Below are 15,303 nucleotides of genomic sequence, written 5' to 3' on the forward strand. Positions count from 1 at the left end.
TGGATGAAAAGTTTTATTGCAAAGGCCGCGGCGGCGGTAATCGTCCTGTTTGCCCGGGCGGTCACGGCGGTTCGCGCCATATGGCCCGAGGAGGGGCTGCCTTCCCGCCCTTGTGTCTATTTTGCCAATCACTCCAGCCATGGCGACTTCGTGCTGGTCTGGGCGGTGTTGCCGCCAAGGCTCCGCCATCAGGCTCGTCCGGTTGCCGGCGCTGAATACTGGCTGAAATCGCCGCTCAACCGCTTCATCGGCAGCGACGTCTTCAATGCGGTCCTCATCGAAAGAGAGCGGGACAAGAGGACGGAGGATCCCATCGCGCAAATGGCCTCGGCGATCGACGCCGGTTCATCGCTGATCCTCTTTCCGGAAGGCACGCGAAACCAGTCCGAGGCCTCTCTTCTTCCGTTCAAGAGCGGCATTTTTCATCTGGTCACCGCGCGGCCCGACATCGATCTCGTTCCGGTCTGGATCAACAATCTCAATCGCGTCATGCCGAAGGGCGAGATCGTCCCGATACCGCTGATCTGCACCGTCACCTTCGGTAGTGCCCTGCAGTTCACTCCGGGTGAAACCAAGGACGCTTTCCTTGAACGAATGCGAAGCGCTCTTTTAGCTTTGTCTCCTAAACCTGCAGGGAGTGGCGAATGAGTGCCGCGAGTTCCGATCTCTTGACGCTGGTGGCGGGTATCTTCGGCGTGCTCATTCTCGCCTCGGCCATCGGTTACGTGCTGCAGCAGCGCCTCTCGCCGACCGGCTCGAACGCGTCGATCGAAAACCTCAATGCCCGGATCAAGGCCTGGTGGATCATGGTCATCCTGATCGGCATTGCCTTCGTGGCGGGCCGCATCGGCGTTCTCATTCTATTCGGGTTCTGCTCCTTTGCCGCGCTTCGGGAATTTGTCACCCTCATCAACACCCGCAGGGCCGATCACTGGGCATTGGCGGCCGCCTTCTTCGTGGTGGTGCCGCTTCAATACTATCTGCTCTGGGCGGAACAATACGGCATCTTCTCGATCTTCATTCCGGTCTATGCATTCCTGCTGATGCCGATCATATCCGTGCTCAGGGGCGATACGGAGCGCTTTCTGATCCGCATCGCCGAGGTGCAATGGGCACTGATGATCTGCGTCTTCTGCGCCTCGCATGTGCCGGCGCTGCTGACCTTGAACATCCCGGGCTACGAGGGCCGCAACGTGCTGCTGATCGCCTTCCTGGTGATCGTGGTCCAGTTGAGTGACGTGCTGCAATACGTCTGGGGCAAGCTGTTCGGGCGCACCAAGATCGCTCCGAAACTGTCGCCGTCGAAAACAGTCGAAGGTTTTGTCGGCGGCGTCATCAGCGCCACTCTGATCGGTGCGGCCCTTTGGTGGATTACGCCGTTCACTCCGGTTCAGGCGGGACTTCTCGCCTTCGTCATCACATTGATGGGTTTCTTCGGCGGCCTGGTGATGTCGGCGATCAAGCGGGATCGCGGCATCAAGGATTGGGGCAATCTCATCGAAGGACATGGCGGCCTGATCGACAGGCTGGATTCCGTCGTCTTCTCCGCACCGATCTTCTTTCATATCGTACGCTACTGGTGGTCGTTGTGATGTCGGACGCGCTGAAGCGACTGGCGCGCAGCGGGACGGTGCATGTGCTGTTTGCGTTTCTTGCCATGGGCGGCTGGGCCGTTTTTGCCAACCGCGCTTATGAAATGCCAAGGCCGCTTTATTCCGGTGCGGTACAGGGCGTGATGTCCGCCTGCTTGACGCTTTTCCTGAAATCGGTGATCGACGGGCTTTCGAAGCGCTTTGACGGCCTGACGCGGTTTTGGGCGCCGCCACTCATTGCCTGCCTCGGCTCGGCCGCTGTTCTCGTCGCCATCCACGCGGCGAGCGGCACACCGGAGATCCTCAAGACCATTGCGGTTCCGCTTCTGGTATCGACGAGCTACGCCACGATCTACAATTATTCGATCTCTGCACGAGGTGCCAAGACATGACCGAGACAGGCGACAGGCGACCTCTGGCAAGCCGCAACACCCGCTGGGCCGGCGCGATCGCGCGGTGGATGGCGTCGAAAACCATCACGCCCAACCAGATATCCCAGGCCAGCATGGTCGCGGCAGCGCTTGGCGGCGGCGCCTTCTATCTGGCGGGACAAACGGTCGGATGGACGCGTATTGCCTGCCTGCTACTGGCCGTCCTCTGCTGCCAGGGCCGGCTGCTTTGCAATCTGTTCGACGGCATGGTCGCCGTCGAAGGCGGAAAGGGAGAGCCCGACGGCCCGTTCTGGAACGAGTTCCCGGATCGCGTCGCCGATCTCCTGATCTTCGCGGGCGTTGGATACGGGATCGGCATGCCAGGTCTCGGCTGGGCCGCCGGTGCTTTTGCCGTCTTGACAGCCTATGTCCGGGAACTCGGCCGCGCCACAGGCAATCCGAGTGATTTCTCCGGCCCGATGGCCAAGCAGCACCGGATGGCAACGATCACCGCGGCCGGATTGGCATCGATCCTTGAACCCTTGTGGGGCGGGTACAACCAAATCCTGATGATTGGTCTCGGAATAATCGCGCTCGGCGCGGCCTTCACGGCAATCCGCCGCTCAAGGACGTTGATCGCGCGCCTCAAAGGTCAGCCCAGCGCCGCGCCGCTGGTCGCCAGGAAAACCGAATAGAGCGACTTGGTGGCGGTGATGAAAAGTCGGTTTTTGCGCGGGCCGCCGAACGTGACGTTTGCGACCGTCTGCGGCACTAGGATCTTGCCGAGAAGTTCGCCTTTCGGGGAGAAGCAATGCACGCCATCGCCGGCGCTCGTCCAGACGTTGCCCTGGACATCGACGCGGAAACCGTCGGGCAGGCCATTGTCGAGACTGCAGAAGATCTTGCCCTTGGCAAGACGCTTGCCGTCGACCACGTCGAAGACGCGGATGTGACGCGGCGCGCTGACATCATGGCTGGAGGCGGAGTCGGCGACGTAGAGCTTCGTTTCATCCGGTGAGAACGCGAGGCCGTTCGGCTGGCCGAAATCGGTGACGGCCGCCTCGAGGTCGCCGCTCACCGGATCGAGGCGGTAGACATTACGTGTATCCTGCTCCGGCTCGGCCCGGTAACCTTCATAGTCGGACTTGATGCCGTAGGTCGGGTCGGTGAACCAGACGCTGCCATCCGAGCGCACGACGACATCGTTCGGCGAGTTGAGCCGTTTGCCCTGATAACGGTCGGCAAGAACGGTGATCGTGCCGTCGATCTCGGTCCGGATGACACGCCGGCCGCCGTGTTCGCACGACACGAGCCGGCCTTGCCGGTCGCGTGTATTGCCGTTGACGAAATTCGACGGCGAACGGAAGATCGAGACGCCGCCGTCCGGCGCCCAGCGCAGCATGCGCTGGTTGGGTATGTCGCTCCAGATCAGGCAGTTCAGATCCGCAAACCAGACCGGACCTTCGGCCCAGCGGCAATCGGAATAAAGCTCTTCGAGAGCCGCGCTGCCAACGATCAGGTGCCGAAAGCGGTCGTCGTGGATTTCGTAGATGGAAGGGATCTGCGGCATGGGAGAGGGTCCGATTTGAGTTTGTTCATCGGTTGGATTGACGGCCGCCGGCAACCAGGATGACGGCGATGATGATGAGGCCGGTCAGGATGAGGCGAAACCCGGCACCGAAGCCATAGGTGTTCAACATCGACACGACAAGGAACATGAAGAGCGACGCGCCCCAGATGCCGGGGATGTTGGAGTTGCCGCCCGCGACCGCCGTTCCGCCGATCACCACGACGGCGATCGACATCAGCAAGTATTCGGACCCCATGTTCAGTGCAGCCCCGCCGGAGAAGCTCGCGAGCAGATAACCGCAGATCGAAGCCAGCACGGCACAGAGGATGTAGGTGACGAGCCGCGTGCCGTCGACCGGAATGCCGGTCATCCGGGCGGCGAATGTGCTTTGGCCGATCGCCGAGATCCAGCGGCCGTAAATGGTCTTTTTCAGCAGAACCCAAGCGATGACCGAGAGGATCAGGGCGACGATCGCAATATTCGGGATGCCGAACAGGCTTGAGGTCGTGAAGCTCGCCAGCGCTTCCGGCGGCTTGATGCGCAGGCCGCGGTTCGCCCAGATGGCTGTCGACTGCACGATGAAGCTTATGGACAGGGTCGCGATGATCGGCGGGATGCGCAGGAGTTTTATCAGCGCATAGTTGCCGATGCCAATTGCGAAACCCAGCAGGATCGACGTCAGCAGGCCGACGAGGATCATGCCATCCTGCACGTCCATCAGCTTCAATGCCAGGGTCCCGGAAAGCGTCATCGTGGCGGGCACGGAAAGATCGATATTGCCGGGACCGAGGGTGATGACGAACATCTGGCCGATGCCGACGATGACCGAGAAGGCCGCGAAGGTTAAGGCTGCCTGCGACAAGCCAAGCGAGCTTGCGCCGCCGGTAAAAAGAACGGTGACGACCCAGACGATCATCGTAGCCGCGAAGGACCAGATCCAGGGCTTGGTAAAGAGGAGGCGCGCGGCGTTCATCGGCCCTTCTCCTGCTTTTCCAACCGGTTCAGGAAAAGGCGAAGCGCCAGCACGACGATCAGGATCGCGCCCTGCGCGCCGATCTGCCAGTCGGGCGATATGCGCATGAAGGAGAGGAAGGAGCCGGCGAGCGTGAGGGTCAATGCCCCGATAACGGCGCCGATCGGCGAGACCTTGCCGCCGACGAACTCGCCGCCGCCGAGGATGACGCCGGCGATCGACAACAGCGTGTAGCGCAGCGCGATATTCGCATCCGCCGAGGTCGTAAGGCCGACGAGCGCGATGCCGGATAGAACGGCGAAGAAGCCGGCCAACGCATAGGTTCCGGCGCGGATGCGGATAACCGACCAGCCGGCGCGCTCGACCGAGCGGACATTGCCGCCAATGCCGCGGATCAGCACACCGACGGAGGAGCGCATGATGACGAAATGGGTGACCGCCGCGATGACGATGCTGGCGACGATCGCCATCGGCACAAAAGGAGGCCGGGAGGTCATCAGCCAGCGGGCCCAGGTCGGAGCTTCGCCACCGGGGGATGGCAGCATAAGAACCGCAAGCCCGCCCCAGACGAAGCTCATACCCAGCGTCACGACGATCGAGGGCAATTCTCGAACATGGATGACAACGCCGATCACGGCATAGGCCGCAATGGCGCCCAGGAAAATCAACACGCCGATTGCCGGGGAGGCTTGCAGGAACGTCGCCGTCACGCAGGCGCAGAAGCTGACGAACGCGCCCATCGACAGGTCGAGATCGTTAACCGCCATGATCAGCATTTGCGCCACCGTCGCGAGCGCGATCGGCACGGCGAGATTGAAGAGCAGGTTGAGGCCTGTATAGCTCATGGCGCGCGGCTGCATGTAGAAAACGGCGATGAGCAGCAGCGCCAGCGACGCGGCAGGGATGATAAGGCGGATCGTGCCGGAGGATATTTTCATGCCGCCTCGCCTCCGCTGAAGGAGGCCTCAAGTATGTTTTTCTCGGTGATCTCGTCGCCCGCGAGCTCCGCGACGACGGCGCCTTCTCGAAAAACGTAGACCCGGTCGCAGAGGCGAATTTCGTCCATTTCCGTCGAATACCATATGAAGGTGCGGCCGGTGGCAGCCTCGGAGCGCAGGATGTCATAGACTTCCTGCTTGGTGCCGACATCGACGCCGCGCATCGGATCGTCCATCAGCACGATCCTCGCGGTCGTCGCCAATGCACGGGCGAACAGCACTTTTTGCTGATTGCCGCCGGAAAGCGACAGGATGCGGTTTTCCATGTCCGGCGTACGGATCTCGATACGCTTCTTCCAGCCGTTACCGAGCACGCCTTCGCGGTCATGGTCCACGATGCTCCGGGAGGAAATATCGCCAAGCGAGGCGATGCTGAGATTGTTCAGGATGCTCCAGAGCGGGAATATACCGTTCAGGCTGCGGTCGCCGGCAACAAAGGCGATCTCCTTCCGGCGTGCCGGCCACCAGTTGCTGTTGTGCGAAAGATAGAGATCGAGGAGCGTTTCCGTCTGGCCATGTCCCCCGAGACCGGCAAGGCCGATCATCTCGCCGCGATGGGCTTGAAAGGCAAGACCGTGACCCCGTCGCGGCGGCATGGCAAGCACCGGCGCGCCATCACGCTTGTTTGCCGCGCGCTGCCATTCCTGCTCGCGCACAACGTTGCCCATGGCTTCGACGAGGCTGCGGGTACTGAACTCCGAAGCGGAGCGGTCGGCGACGACGCGGCCGTCCTTCATCACCACGATGCGATCCGAGGTGGAGAGGATTTCGCCCAAGATATGAGAGATCAGCAGCACAGATCCCCCCTCCCCGACGAACTTCCGGATATAGGCCATGAGCTGCGCCGCCAGCCCTGCGTCGAGCGAAGAGGTCGGCTCGTCGAGAATGACGAGCTTCGGCTTTTCGTTCAGGCCGGCGAAGCTGATGGCGATCTCGACCATCTGTCGCTCGGCGATCGAAAGGTCGTCGATCGTGCTGTCGCAATCGATGCCGTGGCCGGGGAAAATTTCCCCCAATTGCTGTTTGACGAGGGCGACTGCCCTGGTGCGCCAGTTCCAGCCGGCGAGTTCCGCATGCATGACGCGGGCGTTCTCGCTGACGGTAAGGTTGGGGCAGAGCGACAATTCCTGGAAGACGCAGCGAACACCATTGGCTCGTGCAGTCGAGATCCCATGCTGGGCCGTGGCACCGCCATAGCTGACGTCGCCCGCATGCGGGTTCAGGCTGCCGTTGATAACGTTGACGATGGTGGACTTGCCGGCGCCGTTGTGGCCCACGAGGCCAACGCATTCCCCGCCGTGGATGACGAGATCCGCTCCATCCAACGCCTTGACGGCGCCGAAGGTCACCTTGACGCCGCGGGCCGCGACCACCTCTCGTCTTGCTGTTATTTCATTCATGCGGAACACGTCATCGATGATCTGGGCAGGGCAGTGCGGAGGCACGGCACCTGCCGGCGCCATGCCCTGTTGTGTGGGAGGATCAGCTCACTTGGCGCTGCTGATGACTTTCTGAGCGTCTTCCAGCGAATATTCGACATTGGCGACGCCGCCCTTTTGGGTACTGGCGAGGTTCGTTTCGAGATTGGCCTGGTCGATGCGCAGGAAAGGAACAACCAGGTCCTTCTTCACCTGCTTGCCGTCAAGGATCTGCTGTGCCACCCAGAAGGCGAGCGTCGAGACGCCGGGCGCGATCGAGACCGACATGGTCTCGTAGCCGTTCTTGTCTTTCTGCTGCTTCCACCAGACGAGTTCGTCCTCGCGGTTGCCCATAACGATGGTGGGGGTCGGTCGGTTCGCTGCGGCGAAGGCCTGTGCCGCACCATAACCGTCGCCGCCCTGGGTCACGACTGCCGTGATTTCCGGCAGGCTCGGAAGGATGCCCGCGACTGCGCGTTGCGCGACATCCTGAGCCCAGTCGCCGTTGACGGCACCGACGATCTTGAACTGCGGGTTTTTCTGAGCGCCCGCCTGGATGCCAGCGTGGATTTCATCGTCGACCGAAACGCCGGCAAGGCCTCGGATCTCCAGAAGGTTCCCACCCTTCGGCATCTTCTTGGCGAGGTATTCGACCTGGCTTTCGCCCATCCCCTTGAAGTCGACCGCGATGCGCCAGGCGCAAGGTTCGGTTACGATGCCGTCGAACGAGACGACCGTGATACCGGCGTTGCAGGCCTCCTTGATGGCGCCATTGAGGGCGGTCGGCGAGGCGGCGTTGATGACGATCGCATCATAACCCTGCAGGATCATGTTCTGGATCTGCGCGGCCTGCTCGGTCGCCTGATTTTCTGCGGTCGTGAACGGATCGGCAGCGGCGACGATCTTCTTTGCGACGGCGTCCTTGGTGATCTTGTCCCAGCTGGTCAGCATCGCCTGCCGCCAGGAATTGCCGGCATAGTTGTTGGAAAGGGCAATCTTCTTGCCCGAAGTTTCGGCCAGGGCGGAGACCGGCCCGGCAACGCAAGCGATAGCGACAGATGCGAAAAGCATCTTTCTGATGATCATGATTTCCTCCCTAGAGTTCCCAACGGGGTTCTCCTCGGGCCGCTCCTCAACGGTGGCCGAAGATAGTGTTTGCGCTGAGCCCCGTTTGCTCAGTAGGAGGAGAATGGAGGAGAAATCAGATGTTGTATAGGCGCATACAAGCAACCTTTCTGCGGGTGCTCGCGCAAAATATGCGGGTTCCCGCAAGACAAGAACCACAACGAAGCGTCTAATGGTTTCAAGGACTGGAGGAGGTCCGTCATGCTCAATCGGGCGCGAAACGCGTTGTTCGACCGCTATCTCGGCATCTCCCGGCTTCTTGCCGGCCAGCTCGATTTTAATGCTATCATCCAGGCGGTGGCCGCCGAGATCAGCCACATCATTCCGCACGACCATCTCGACGTCTGCATCAAGATGGTGGATGGCAAATACCACATCGCTTACGAAAGCGGACTTGCGACTGCCTGGAGCCAGCAGCCGCCGGCGCTCTTGACCGGCAGCCCGATCCGCACGCTTTTGGCCGGAGAGGTGGATTTCCTTTTGTCGCCCGATGCCTGTGCCGACCCGCGCTTCCATTTCGAAGGCGCCTTTTCGAGCCCGATTATCGCGCTTTCCTTGAGGAGCAGGCTGCATGTGCCGCTCAAGGTCCAAGGAGATATCATAGGTGCCTTGAGCTGTTCCAGCCATGAACGTGACAGCTATTCGATGGAGGATGTCGAGAACGCCCGTTCGATCGCCGACCTCTTGGCACCCTATTTCTTTGCATTGAGGGCGGCCGAACAGGCCAAGCGCTCGGCGATCGTCGAGACGGAGGCACGCGCCCGCGAGGAGGGGCTGCGGCTGGGGGCGCTGAAACTGACGGAGGCGCTGGAGGCCGAACGCCAGAGGATTGGCATGGACCTGCACGACCAGACGCTTGCCGACCTGACGCGGCTCTCACGGCGCATGGAGCGGCTGTCGAGGCTTGCGGACATGCATGGCGATGCGCTCGAACCGCTCTGCCGCACCCTGCAGCAATGCATGCACGATCTTCGTGAGATCATCGAGGAGGCCAAACCGACCGTGCTGCAGCTGTTCGGCGTCGCCGAGGCGATCGAGAACCATCTCGAGCGCTCGGTGCGCGAAAGCGGGCAGCCAATCGAATGGCGGATGATTGACGAAAGCGACGGAGCACTTGTTGACCTCGACCAAACCGTGGCGACGGCCCTGTTTCGCATCGTCCAGGAAGCCGTCAACAACGCCATCAGACACGGCCAGCCAAAAACCATCCTGGTGCGTCTTGCGAGCCGCAAGCGGATGCTTTCGATCGAGGTGGACGACGACGGCAATGGCATTTGCAGCCCGCAGGACAAGGCGGGCCATGGGATCGACAACATGAAGACACGGTCGCGGCTCATCTCCGCGCGGTTCGAGATGGCCGGTCATGCCGACCGTCGCGGCACATCCGTGAAGGTCACCCTCCCCGTCGGGCCGAAGCGCCTGGTGGAGGCGTCGACATGAGGGTCCTGATCATTGAGGACGATCCGCTGCACCGGTCCTATCTGCACGAGGCGGTGCGGGCAGCACTGCCGGAATGCGACACGGTTCTGGAAGCGGAAAACGGCCACACCGGCGAGGTGCAGGCGCGCCAATCGCGGGCCGAGCATGTGGTCATGGACCTGCAGATGAGCGAGCGAAACGGCATCGAGGCGGCCCGCACCATCTGGCGCGAGCGGCCGGACACCAAGATCCTGTTCTGGTCGAACTATTCCGATGAAGCCTATGTCCGCGGGGTGGCACGCATCGTTCCGGAAGGTGCGACCTATGGGTATGTGCTGAAATCAACCTCCGACGAGCGGCTGAAGCTGGCGCTGCGCGGCGTCTTCATGGAGTCGCAATGCGTTATCGACCGCGAGGTGCGTGGCATCCAGCAGAAGAGCCTCGGCAATGCGCATGGTTTAAGCGATGCGGAATACGAAATCCTAGTGGATGTGGCGCTCGGCCTGACCGATAAAGCGATCTCCCAGCGCAAAAGGCTCTCGCTGCGGAGCGTCCAGAACCGTCTCCAGCAGCTTTATGAAAAGCTGGATGTGTACGAAGTGCCAGGCGACGGACCGGAGGGCTGGTACAATCTCCGCATGCGGGCCGTTGCCGTAGCGCTGCTTCGCAAGGTGCTGAACGCCAGCGCGCTCGAAAGGGCCGAACGCGAATTGCGCAATTCAGGCGGGAATTAAGTGGCGAGGCGGCGGCCCGCCTTTCACCGAGTGCCGGGCTTTGACGTGCCCTCCAGCAAATCCGCTTCATCGGCAACAATCGAGGCAGCTTCGTTTTGCAGGACGTCTTTGGCGTTCTTGCGGGCGTTTTCAATAGCAAGATCAGCACTCAGGCTACGCTCGTTTGCTTCCAGACCATCGTCTCCACTGCGAGCCAAACCGTCGTTTGTTTGCTCGCGCGCCTTGAGACGGGCTGCCAAGGCAGTCAATTCGTTTTGGCGTTCCGATTCATTGAGGGAAATGACGCGCTTCTCGCGCTGCGCCTTCAATTCGGCGGCGTCCTCGACAAAATGCTGGAAATTCCGATCGTTTTGCACGCGAGCATCATGGCGGCTTTTTAGCTGCGGCAGCAGCGCCGCCATATTGCCCGCGGCCGTATACTTCGCAGGCTTGATCTGGGCCCATGGCAGCGCATTGTCATAACTCGCCTCGCCAAGGGTCTTCGGGTCCGAAAGGCCCGGCAAGCTGATATCAGGCGTCACACCCCGCAACTGTGTTGTCCCGCCGTCGACGCGGAAAAACTGGGCAATCGTCAATTTCAGTTCGCCGAATTTCGGCTTGCTGTTGTGGGCGACATTGTCGAGATTGATGACGGTTTGCACGGTGCCCTTGCCGAAACTAGGCTCGCCGACAATCACACCGCGACCGTAATCCTGTATCGCTGCGGCAAAAATCTCGGAGGCCGACGCTGAACCGCGATTGATCAGGACGCCGACCGGGCCTGCCCAGGCGGGCGCGGATAAATCATCGCTTTCTACCTCGACCTTCCCTTCGGCGTCGCGTTGCTGAACCACCGGGCCTTTGCCGACGAACAGGCCTGTCAAATCGATCGCCTCGGCCAATGATCCTCCCCCGTTATCGCGCAAATCGATCAAAACGCCGTCGACGTTTTCCCGCTTGAGTTCGCCGAGAAGCTTGGCGACGTCGCGGCTTGCGCTTCTATAGTCCTTGTCTCCTTTGCGCCGCGCGTCGAAGTCCTCATAGAACACCGGCAGGGTAATCACCCCAATTCTGCGCGCCGCACCGCGGTCCTCCACGGATAGGATGGCCTTTTTCGCGGCCTGTTTTTCGAGGCTTATTTTGTCCCGCACCAGGCTGATGACGCGGTGGCTCTCGCCGGCGTCTGCCGGCAGGACGTCCAGGCGGACAACGGAATCTTTCGTCCCGCGTATCATTTGCACGACTTCATCGAGGCGGGTGCCCACGACTTCTTTTACGGTGCCATCCTCGCCCTGACCGACCCCGATAATACGATCCCCGACCGCCAGCTTTCCGGACAGTTGCGCGGGCCCTCCCGGTACGAGTTCACGGACGGTCGTATAGCCATCGCGTTCTTGCAATACCGCGCCGATACCAACCAGCGAAAGCTTCATCGAAATGTCGAAGTTGGCCGAAGCGGCAGCACCGAAATAATCCGTGTGCGGATCAACCGACGTGGTGTAGGCGCCCATGAATGACTGGAAAACGTCGTCGCTCTTGTATGTGTAAGCACGCTCGAGGATGTTCTGATAGCGCTTGTCGAGCGTCTCGCGAATTGCCGCATCGGCTTTGCCGGCCAGTTTCAAACGCAGCCAATCGCCTTTGACGCGTTTACGCCACAGCTCGTTCCTTTCCTGCTCCGACTGCGGCCAGGGTTCTTCGTCGCGGAGAAAAGAGTAGCTTTCCCGCACGCTGAAATCGAAGTTCTGCTTGAGCAAGCTGCGCGCATAGGTCATGCGATCGACAACGCGCTGCGCATAGACATTAAAAATCGAAAACGGAATATCCAGGTCTTCCTGGACGATGGCATCATCGATCTTGGCGCTGCCAGCCATGAACTTGTCGATGTCGGCTTGCAGGAAGAGCATGCGGTCCGGATCCAGGGACTTGATGAACCGATTTATGATCTTGACAGATAGCGCATCGTTGAGCGGAACCGGCTTATAGGCATATCGCGTCAGCAATTGCGCGCTCAAATGAGCGGCTTGCGCTTGGCCCTGCAGCGGCGACAAAGCCGGCGGCGGCCCAACTTCCAGCGCATATGCCGATGGCGCAATTGCAAGGAATATGCCGAGGAAACCGTAGTGAATGCGCATTCGACTTTGATCCCATTTGCAACGTCGAGACTATAGTGTTGGGATCTTGGTGCAACAATTATGGCGTTTTGGCAACGATATCCGCGAAAGGTGCATCCGTCACGAAAACACTGGCTCCCGGCGATCGCTTGATCGCCGACACGGGCTCCGGCGCCAGGTCCGCCTTTGAGGGAAAGAATTACGCGCCGCTTCTCGTTCGGCCGCCATCCACATGAATGATCTGCCCGGTAATAAAGCCCGCTTCATCGGAGACCAAAAAAGCCAGAGCGTCTGCCACGTCCCTGGGCACGCAGGCGCGCTTGATGGTCTGTTGGGATATGATCCGCTCCATCATTTCGTCGGCGGACGGCCCATCCAGGGGCAGGCGCCCGGCGAATCCCTCCGTGAGAACGACGGTCGGAGCGAGCGAATTCACCGTGATGCCCCTGTCTGCAAGTTCGTTGGCGAGTGCCTTCGTGACAGCGTGAACGGCGCCCTTGCTGGCAATGTAGGCGAGGTCGCGCGTCTGAGGGTGAAGCGTCACGGCAGATCCCGTCGTTACGATTCTTCCCCAACCGGCAGCAGCCATCGCCGGGACAAATTCTCGGGCGAAGTGAACAATGGATTCGACATTGATGGCGTGAACGCGTCGCCAGACCTCGGAAGTGACGGTTTCGAGCGTTGTGATAGGCATATAGGCGGCGTTATTTACAAAGATGTCGCAGCAACCGAACAGGTCGAGAACGGTCGATGCAGCGCCTTCAATGTTCCAAGGTTCGCTGACATCGCAGACGAGTGCATATTTCTGTCCGTTGCCGGAAAGCGACCGCAGGAGTGGAGTTGCGTCGTCCCTGTCGATGACCACGACGTTGGCTCCGTCCGCCGCAAGGCGTTCGCAATAAGCCCGGCCGATGCCGCGGGCGCCGCCGGTCACGACAGCAGTCTTTCCTTCGAGTGACATCACAGATATCCTCCCGCTGAAGGCAGGCCGTCGAGCCCGCGCAGAAGAACGGTCTCGACCTTCTTCACGATGACGCGATCCTGTCGGATCCTTGCCAGCCCTTCCTGCCACCGAGGATCCGCATGAAAGCTATCCCAGTTGCTCTGGACATCTTCGAGCCTCGAATGGCTCGATATCTGGAAAAGCCTATCAGCGGTTTCTTCCGTCCAGAAGCCTACCGGCTCGATGCCGTGTTCCGGCATCATGGGAAGGGCGAGTTCGGCAAGGACCTGCAACAGGGTCTCCATCTCGCCCTCGTGGACGTCATAGATCCGCAGGTCATACGCGCCGACCGTGGCCAATTGTGTGATCGTGTCGTTCATCGTCTTTCCTTCTTTGACTTGGACCGCGTTGGCTGACGTGAACGCTTACGGTGCAGAACCCGCCTTCCAGGCGCGGGTTCTGCATTTCAGTTAGCCTGCGTAATATTCCGGGCGACCGAGGTCGCTGAGAAGGCTCACCTCCTGCGGCTGCCAGCCGAGGAGTGCGCGCGTCCTCGCGCTGGAAGCCGCCATGTCGCTTCCCGCAAAATGGGCGAACCAGCCGAAATGCTCGCGCGGCCGGGACTCGATCGGAAGACCAAGCGCGGCTCCAATCGCTTCGGCGATCTGCCTGAAGGGCACGCTCTCTTCTGCGACCGCGTGGTAGACCGCTTCCGTGACGCCTGTTTCCAGTGCAAGGCGATAGGCGCGGGCGGCATCACGACGATGAGTGCCCGACCAGCAATTGGTGCCGTCGTCGACATAGGCGGAGACGCCTGTCTGACGGGCGAAACGGATCAGGGTCGGGACGAAACCATGATCGCCAATTCCATGCACCGAAGGTGCAAGGCGCACCGTGGCCGCCCGCACGCCGCGCTCGGCGACAGATCGCGCCGCGACCTCCGATTTGCGCGGAAAGGCCGGGTTTGGAAGATCTGCTTCCGTCGCCCCGCGGGGCAAGCCCATCAGACCGGAGGTGACGATCAGCGGGCTGCTGCTTCCCACCAACGCCTCGCCGAGGGTTTCGATCACGCGCCGGTCCTGCTCGACATTCTCGAGGAACTTGGACAAATCGTCGTGATTGAAGGCGGTATGGATGACGGCGTCGGCCTTTGAGGCCGTTGCGCGCAGGAGCCCAAGGTCGTCCAGCGAACCTTCGACGGGGGTCGCGCCGATGGCGGACAGCGTGGCTGCCTTTCCGCTTGAACGGCAAAGACCGCTCACCATATGGCCGGCACCGATCAGGTCCTCGACAACCGCAGAGCCGACCCAGCCGGTGGCGCCTGTAACGAATACATGCATTTTCATTCTCCTATGGGTGATTTGTTGGCGTGGGTCTCGGCATCAGCCGAGGCGGATGGAAAGCTCGATGCCCTCGGCGACCTGGGTCGAGAGGTAAGAGGCGGTCTGCGAGCGGACGTGTTTCAGGTATTCCGGGCTGAAGTCGACGTCGTCGGCAAGGACAAGCGCGCCGGGCCTCAACCGATCCTCGACCAGGGCGAGTACTTCTTCATAGAGGGCCTTGGCGCCGTCGAGCACGAGCAGGTCGATGCCTTCCGGCAGATCGCTTGCAAGCGTCTGAAGCGCGTCGCCTTCGCGCACTTCGACAAGATCCGAAAGCCCAGCTTCGGCGATGTTCCGGCGGGCTCGCGCCACCTTGGACGGCTCGAACTCGGTGGTGATGATGCGACCTCCGCCGTTGTCGCGGAGCGCGGCCCCGAGGAACAGCGTCGAGACACCGAAAGAGGTGCCGAACTCGACGATGGTTTTTGCTTTCATGCTCCTCGCAAGCATATAGAGAAGCTCGCCCGTCTCCCTGGATACGGGCAGCCAGAGGTCTTTCAGCCGGCTATAGAGGTCGAGATATTCGGTCTTGCTTGTCAGCAGGCGGTCGCGTTCTTCCTCCGACATTGCTGCCATGGCGGGGCTGGTAGCGGCGTCAGCTTGCATGAAGAGGCGATCCAGGAGGGGAGCGAGCGGAGCGCTCAAAAGGGTGGAATTCATGATCAGAACCGTTCTTGTTTGCGTA

16 protein-coding genes are annotated in these 15,303 nt (G+C 61.0%); 6 read left to right on the forward strand and 10 right to left on the reverse strand.

The features are described 5' to 3' along the window. Window positions 1–3 precede the first annotated feature (3 nt). Genes MOV61_RS04145 through MOV61_RS04160 form a run of 4 tightly spaced genes read left to right on the forward strand, consistent with a single transcriptional unit; the run spans window position 4 to window position 2,658 of the window. Window positions 4–648 carry a lysophospholipid acyltransferase family protein gene (locus MOV61_RS04145; protein WP_247135656.1) on the forward strand — a complete coding sequence of 215 codons (645 nt, stop codon included), beginning with the start codon at window positions 4–6 and terminating at the stop codon, window positions 646–648. Further along, window positions 645–1,592 (forward strand): phosphatidate cytidylyltransferase, encoded by a 948-nt coding sequence (locus MOV61_RS04150; protein WP_247135657.1) that lies wholly within the window; start codon window positions 645–647, stop codon window positions 1,590–1,592. The genes MOV61_RS04145 and MOV61_RS04150 overlap by 4 nt, the downstream gene beginning before the upstream one ends. Continuing rightward, window positions 1,592–1,984: a hypothetical protein gene (locus tag MOV61_RS04155; protein ID WP_247135658.1), complete on the forward strand. Its 393-nt coding sequence runs from the start codon at window positions 1,592–1,594 to the stop codon at window positions 1,982–1,984. Before MOV61_RS04150 ends, MOV61_RS04155 begins: the two co-directional genes overlap by 1 nt. Then, entirely contained in the window at window positions 1,981–2,658 is a 678-nt protein-coding gene (locus tag MOV61_RS04160; protein ID WP_247135659.1) for a CDP-alcohol phosphatidyltransferase family protein, read from the forward strand. Before MOV61_RS04155 ends, MOV61_RS04160 begins: the two co-directional genes overlap by 4 nt. On the opposite strand, the gene MOV61_RS04165 is transcribed toward MOV61_RS04160, so the two are convergent. The 5 genes from MOV61_RS04165 to MOV61_RS04185 form a co-directional block, all read right to left on the reverse strand. Beyond that, a complete protein-coding gene (locus MOV61_RS04165; protein ID WP_247135660.1) occupies window positions 2,616–3,533 on the reverse strand; it encodes an SMP-30/gluconolactonase/LRE family protein in 918 nt (305 codons plus the stop codon). The two genes, MOV61_RS04160 and MOV61_RS04165, sit on opposite strands and share 43 nt — an antisense overlap. A 25-nt stretch (window positions 3,534–3,558) precedes the next feature. After that, entirely contained in the window at window positions 3,559–4,506 is a 948-nt protein-coding gene (locus tag MOV61_RS04170; protein WP_247135661.1) for an ABC transporter permease, read from the reverse strand. Then, a complete protein-coding gene (locus MOV61_RS04175; protein ID WP_247135662.1) occupies window positions 4,503–5,444 on the reverse strand; it encodes an ABC transporter permease in 942 nt (313 codons plus the stop codon). The genes MOV61_RS04170 and MOV61_RS04175 overlap by 4 nt, the downstream gene beginning before the upstream one ends. After that, window positions 5,441–6,904, reverse strand: coding sequence for a sugar ABC transporter ATP-binding protein (locus MOV61_RS04180; protein WP_247135663.1), 1,464 nt, complete (start codon window positions 6,902–6,904; stop codon window positions 5,441–5,443). The genes MOV61_RS04175 and MOV61_RS04180 overlap by 4 nt, the downstream gene beginning before the upstream one ends. A gap of 87 nt (window positions 6,905–6,991) precedes the next feature. Next, complete coding sequence (locus MOV61_RS04185; protein ID WP_247135664.1) at window positions 6,992–8,008, reverse strand: ABC transporter substrate-binding protein; 1,017 nt, start codon at window positions 8,006–8,008, stop codon at window positions 6,992–6,994. 240 nt (window positions 8,009–8,248) lie between these two features. Here MOV61_RS04185 and MOV61_RS04190 point away from each other — a divergent pair, with 240 nt between their 5' ends. Then, window positions 8,249–9,487 (forward strand): GAF domain-containing sensor histidine kinase, encoded by a 1,239-nt coding sequence (locus tag MOV61_RS04190; protein WP_247135665.1) that lies wholly within the window; start codon window positions 8,249–8,251, stop codon window positions 9,485–9,487. Further along, entirely contained in the window at window positions 9,484–10,200 is a 717-nt protein-coding gene (locus tag MOV61_RS04195) for a response regulator transcription factor (protein ID WP_247135666.1), read from the forward strand. Before MOV61_RS04190 ends, MOV61_RS04195 begins: the two co-directional genes overlap by 4 nt. 23 nt (window positions 10,201–10,223) lie before the next feature. On the opposite strand, the gene MOV61_RS04200 is transcribed toward MOV61_RS04195, so the two are convergent. The 5 genes from MOV61_RS04200 to MOV61_RS04220 form a co-directional block, all read right to left on the reverse strand. Then, window positions 10,224–12,314, reverse strand: coding sequence for a carboxy terminal-processing peptidase (locus MOV61_RS04200; RefSeq protein WP_247135667.1), 2,091 nt, complete (start codon window positions 12,312–12,314; stop codon window positions 10,224–10,226). A 178-nt stretch (window positions 12,315–12,492) separates the two neighbouring features. Then, window positions 12,493–13,254 (reverse strand): SDR family NAD(P)-dependent oxidoreductase, encoded by a 762-nt coding sequence (locus MOV61_RS04205; protein ID WP_247135668.1) that lies wholly within the window; start codon window positions 13,252–13,254, stop codon window positions 12,493–12,495. After that, a complete protein-coding gene (locus MOV61_RS04210) occupies window positions 13,254–13,616 on the reverse strand; it encodes an NIPSNAP family protein (RefSeq protein WP_247135669.1) in 363 nt (120 codons plus the stop codon). Before MOV61_RS04210 ends, MOV61_RS04205 begins: the two co-directional genes overlap by 1 nt. Window positions 13,617–13,706: 90 nt before the next feature. Beyond that, complete coding sequence (locus MOV61_RS04215) at window positions 13,707–14,576, reverse strand: SDR family oxidoreductase (protein ID WP_247135670.1); 870 nt, start codon at window positions 14,574–14,576, stop codon at window positions 13,707–13,709. 42 nt (window positions 14,577–14,618) lie between these two features. Beyond that, a complete protein-coding gene (locus MOV61_RS04220) occupies window positions 14,619–15,278 on the reverse strand; it encodes an O-methyltransferase (RefSeq protein WP_247135671.1) in 660 nt (219 codons plus the stop codon). Between the last annotated feature and the right edge of the window lie 25 nt (window positions 15,279–15,303).

Source organism: Neorhizobium sp. BETTINA12A, from assembly GCF_023006485.1.
In the GTDB taxonomy this organism is placed as follows: domain Bacteria; phylum Pseudomonadota; class Alphaproteobacteria; order Rhizobiales; family Rhizobiaceae; genus Neorhizobium.

Excerpts from the sequence above, each read along its gene's own strand:
- MOV61_RS04205 (WP_247135668.1), bottom strand. The coding sequence starts at position 13,254 with ATGTCACTCGAAGGAAAGACTGCTGTCGTGACCGGCGGCGCCCGCGGC.
- MOV61_RS04160 (WP_247135659.1), top strand. The coding sequence starts at position 1,981 with ATGACCGAGACAGGCGACAGGCGACCTCTGGCAAGCCGCAACACCCGC.
- MOV61_RS04170 (WP_247135661.1), bottom strand. The coding sequence starts at position 4,506 with ATGAACGCCGCGCGCCTCCTCTTTACCAAGCCCTGGATCTGGTCCTTC.
- MOV61_RS04200 (WP_247135667.1), bottom strand. The coding sequence starts at position 12,314 with ATGCGCATTCACTACGGTTTCCTCGGCATATTCCTTGCAATTGCGCCA.
- MOV61_RS04220 (WP_247135671.1), bottom strand. The coding sequence starts at position 15,278 with ATGAATTCCACCCTTTTGAGCGCTCCGCTCGCTCCCCTCCTGGATCGC.
- MOV61_RS04215 (WP_247135670.1), bottom strand. The coding sequence starts at position 14,576 with ATGCATGTATTCGTTACAGGCGCCACCGGCTGGGTCGGCTCTGCGGTT.
- MOV61_RS04175 (WP_247135662.1), bottom strand. The coding sequence starts at position 5,444 with ATGAAAATATCCTCCGGCACGATCCGCCTTATCATCCCTGCCGCGTCG.
- MOV61_RS04150 (WP_247135657.1), top strand. The coding sequence starts at position 645 with ATGAGTGCCGCGAGTTCCGATCTCTTGACGCTGGTGGCGGGTATCTTC.
- MOV61_RS04190 (WP_247135665.1), top strand. The coding sequence starts at position 8,249 with ATGCTCAATCGGGCGCGAAACGCGTTGTTCGACCGCTATCTCGGCATC.
- MOV61_RS04145 (WP_247135656.1), top strand. The coding sequence starts at position 4 with ATGAAAAGTTTTATTGCAAAGGCCGCGGCGGCGGTAATCGTCCTGTTT.
- MOV61_RS04210 (WP_247135669.1), bottom strand. The coding sequence starts at position 13,616 with ATGAACGACACGATCACACAATTGGCCACGGTCGGCGCGTATGACCTG.
- MOV61_RS04155 (WP_247135658.1), top strand. The coding sequence starts at position 1,592 with ATGTCGGACGCGCTGAAGCGACTGGCGCGCAGCGGGACGGTGCATGTG.
- MOV61_RS04165 (WP_247135660.1), bottom strand. The coding sequence starts at position 3,533 with ATGCCGCAGATCCCTTCCATCTACGAAATCCACGACGACCGCTTTCGG.
- MOV61_RS04185 (WP_247135664.1), bottom strand. The coding sequence starts at position 8,008 with ATGATCATCAGAAAGATGCTTTTCGCATCTGTCGCTATCGCTTGCGTT.
- MOV61_RS04180 (WP_247135663.1), bottom strand. The coding sequence starts at position 6,904 with ATGAATGAAATAACAGCAAGACGAGAGGTGGTCGCGGCCCGCGGCGTC.
- MOV61_RS04195 (WP_247135666.1), top strand. The coding sequence starts at position 9,484 with ATGAGGGTCCTGATCATTGAGGACGATCCGCTGCACCGGTCCTATCTG.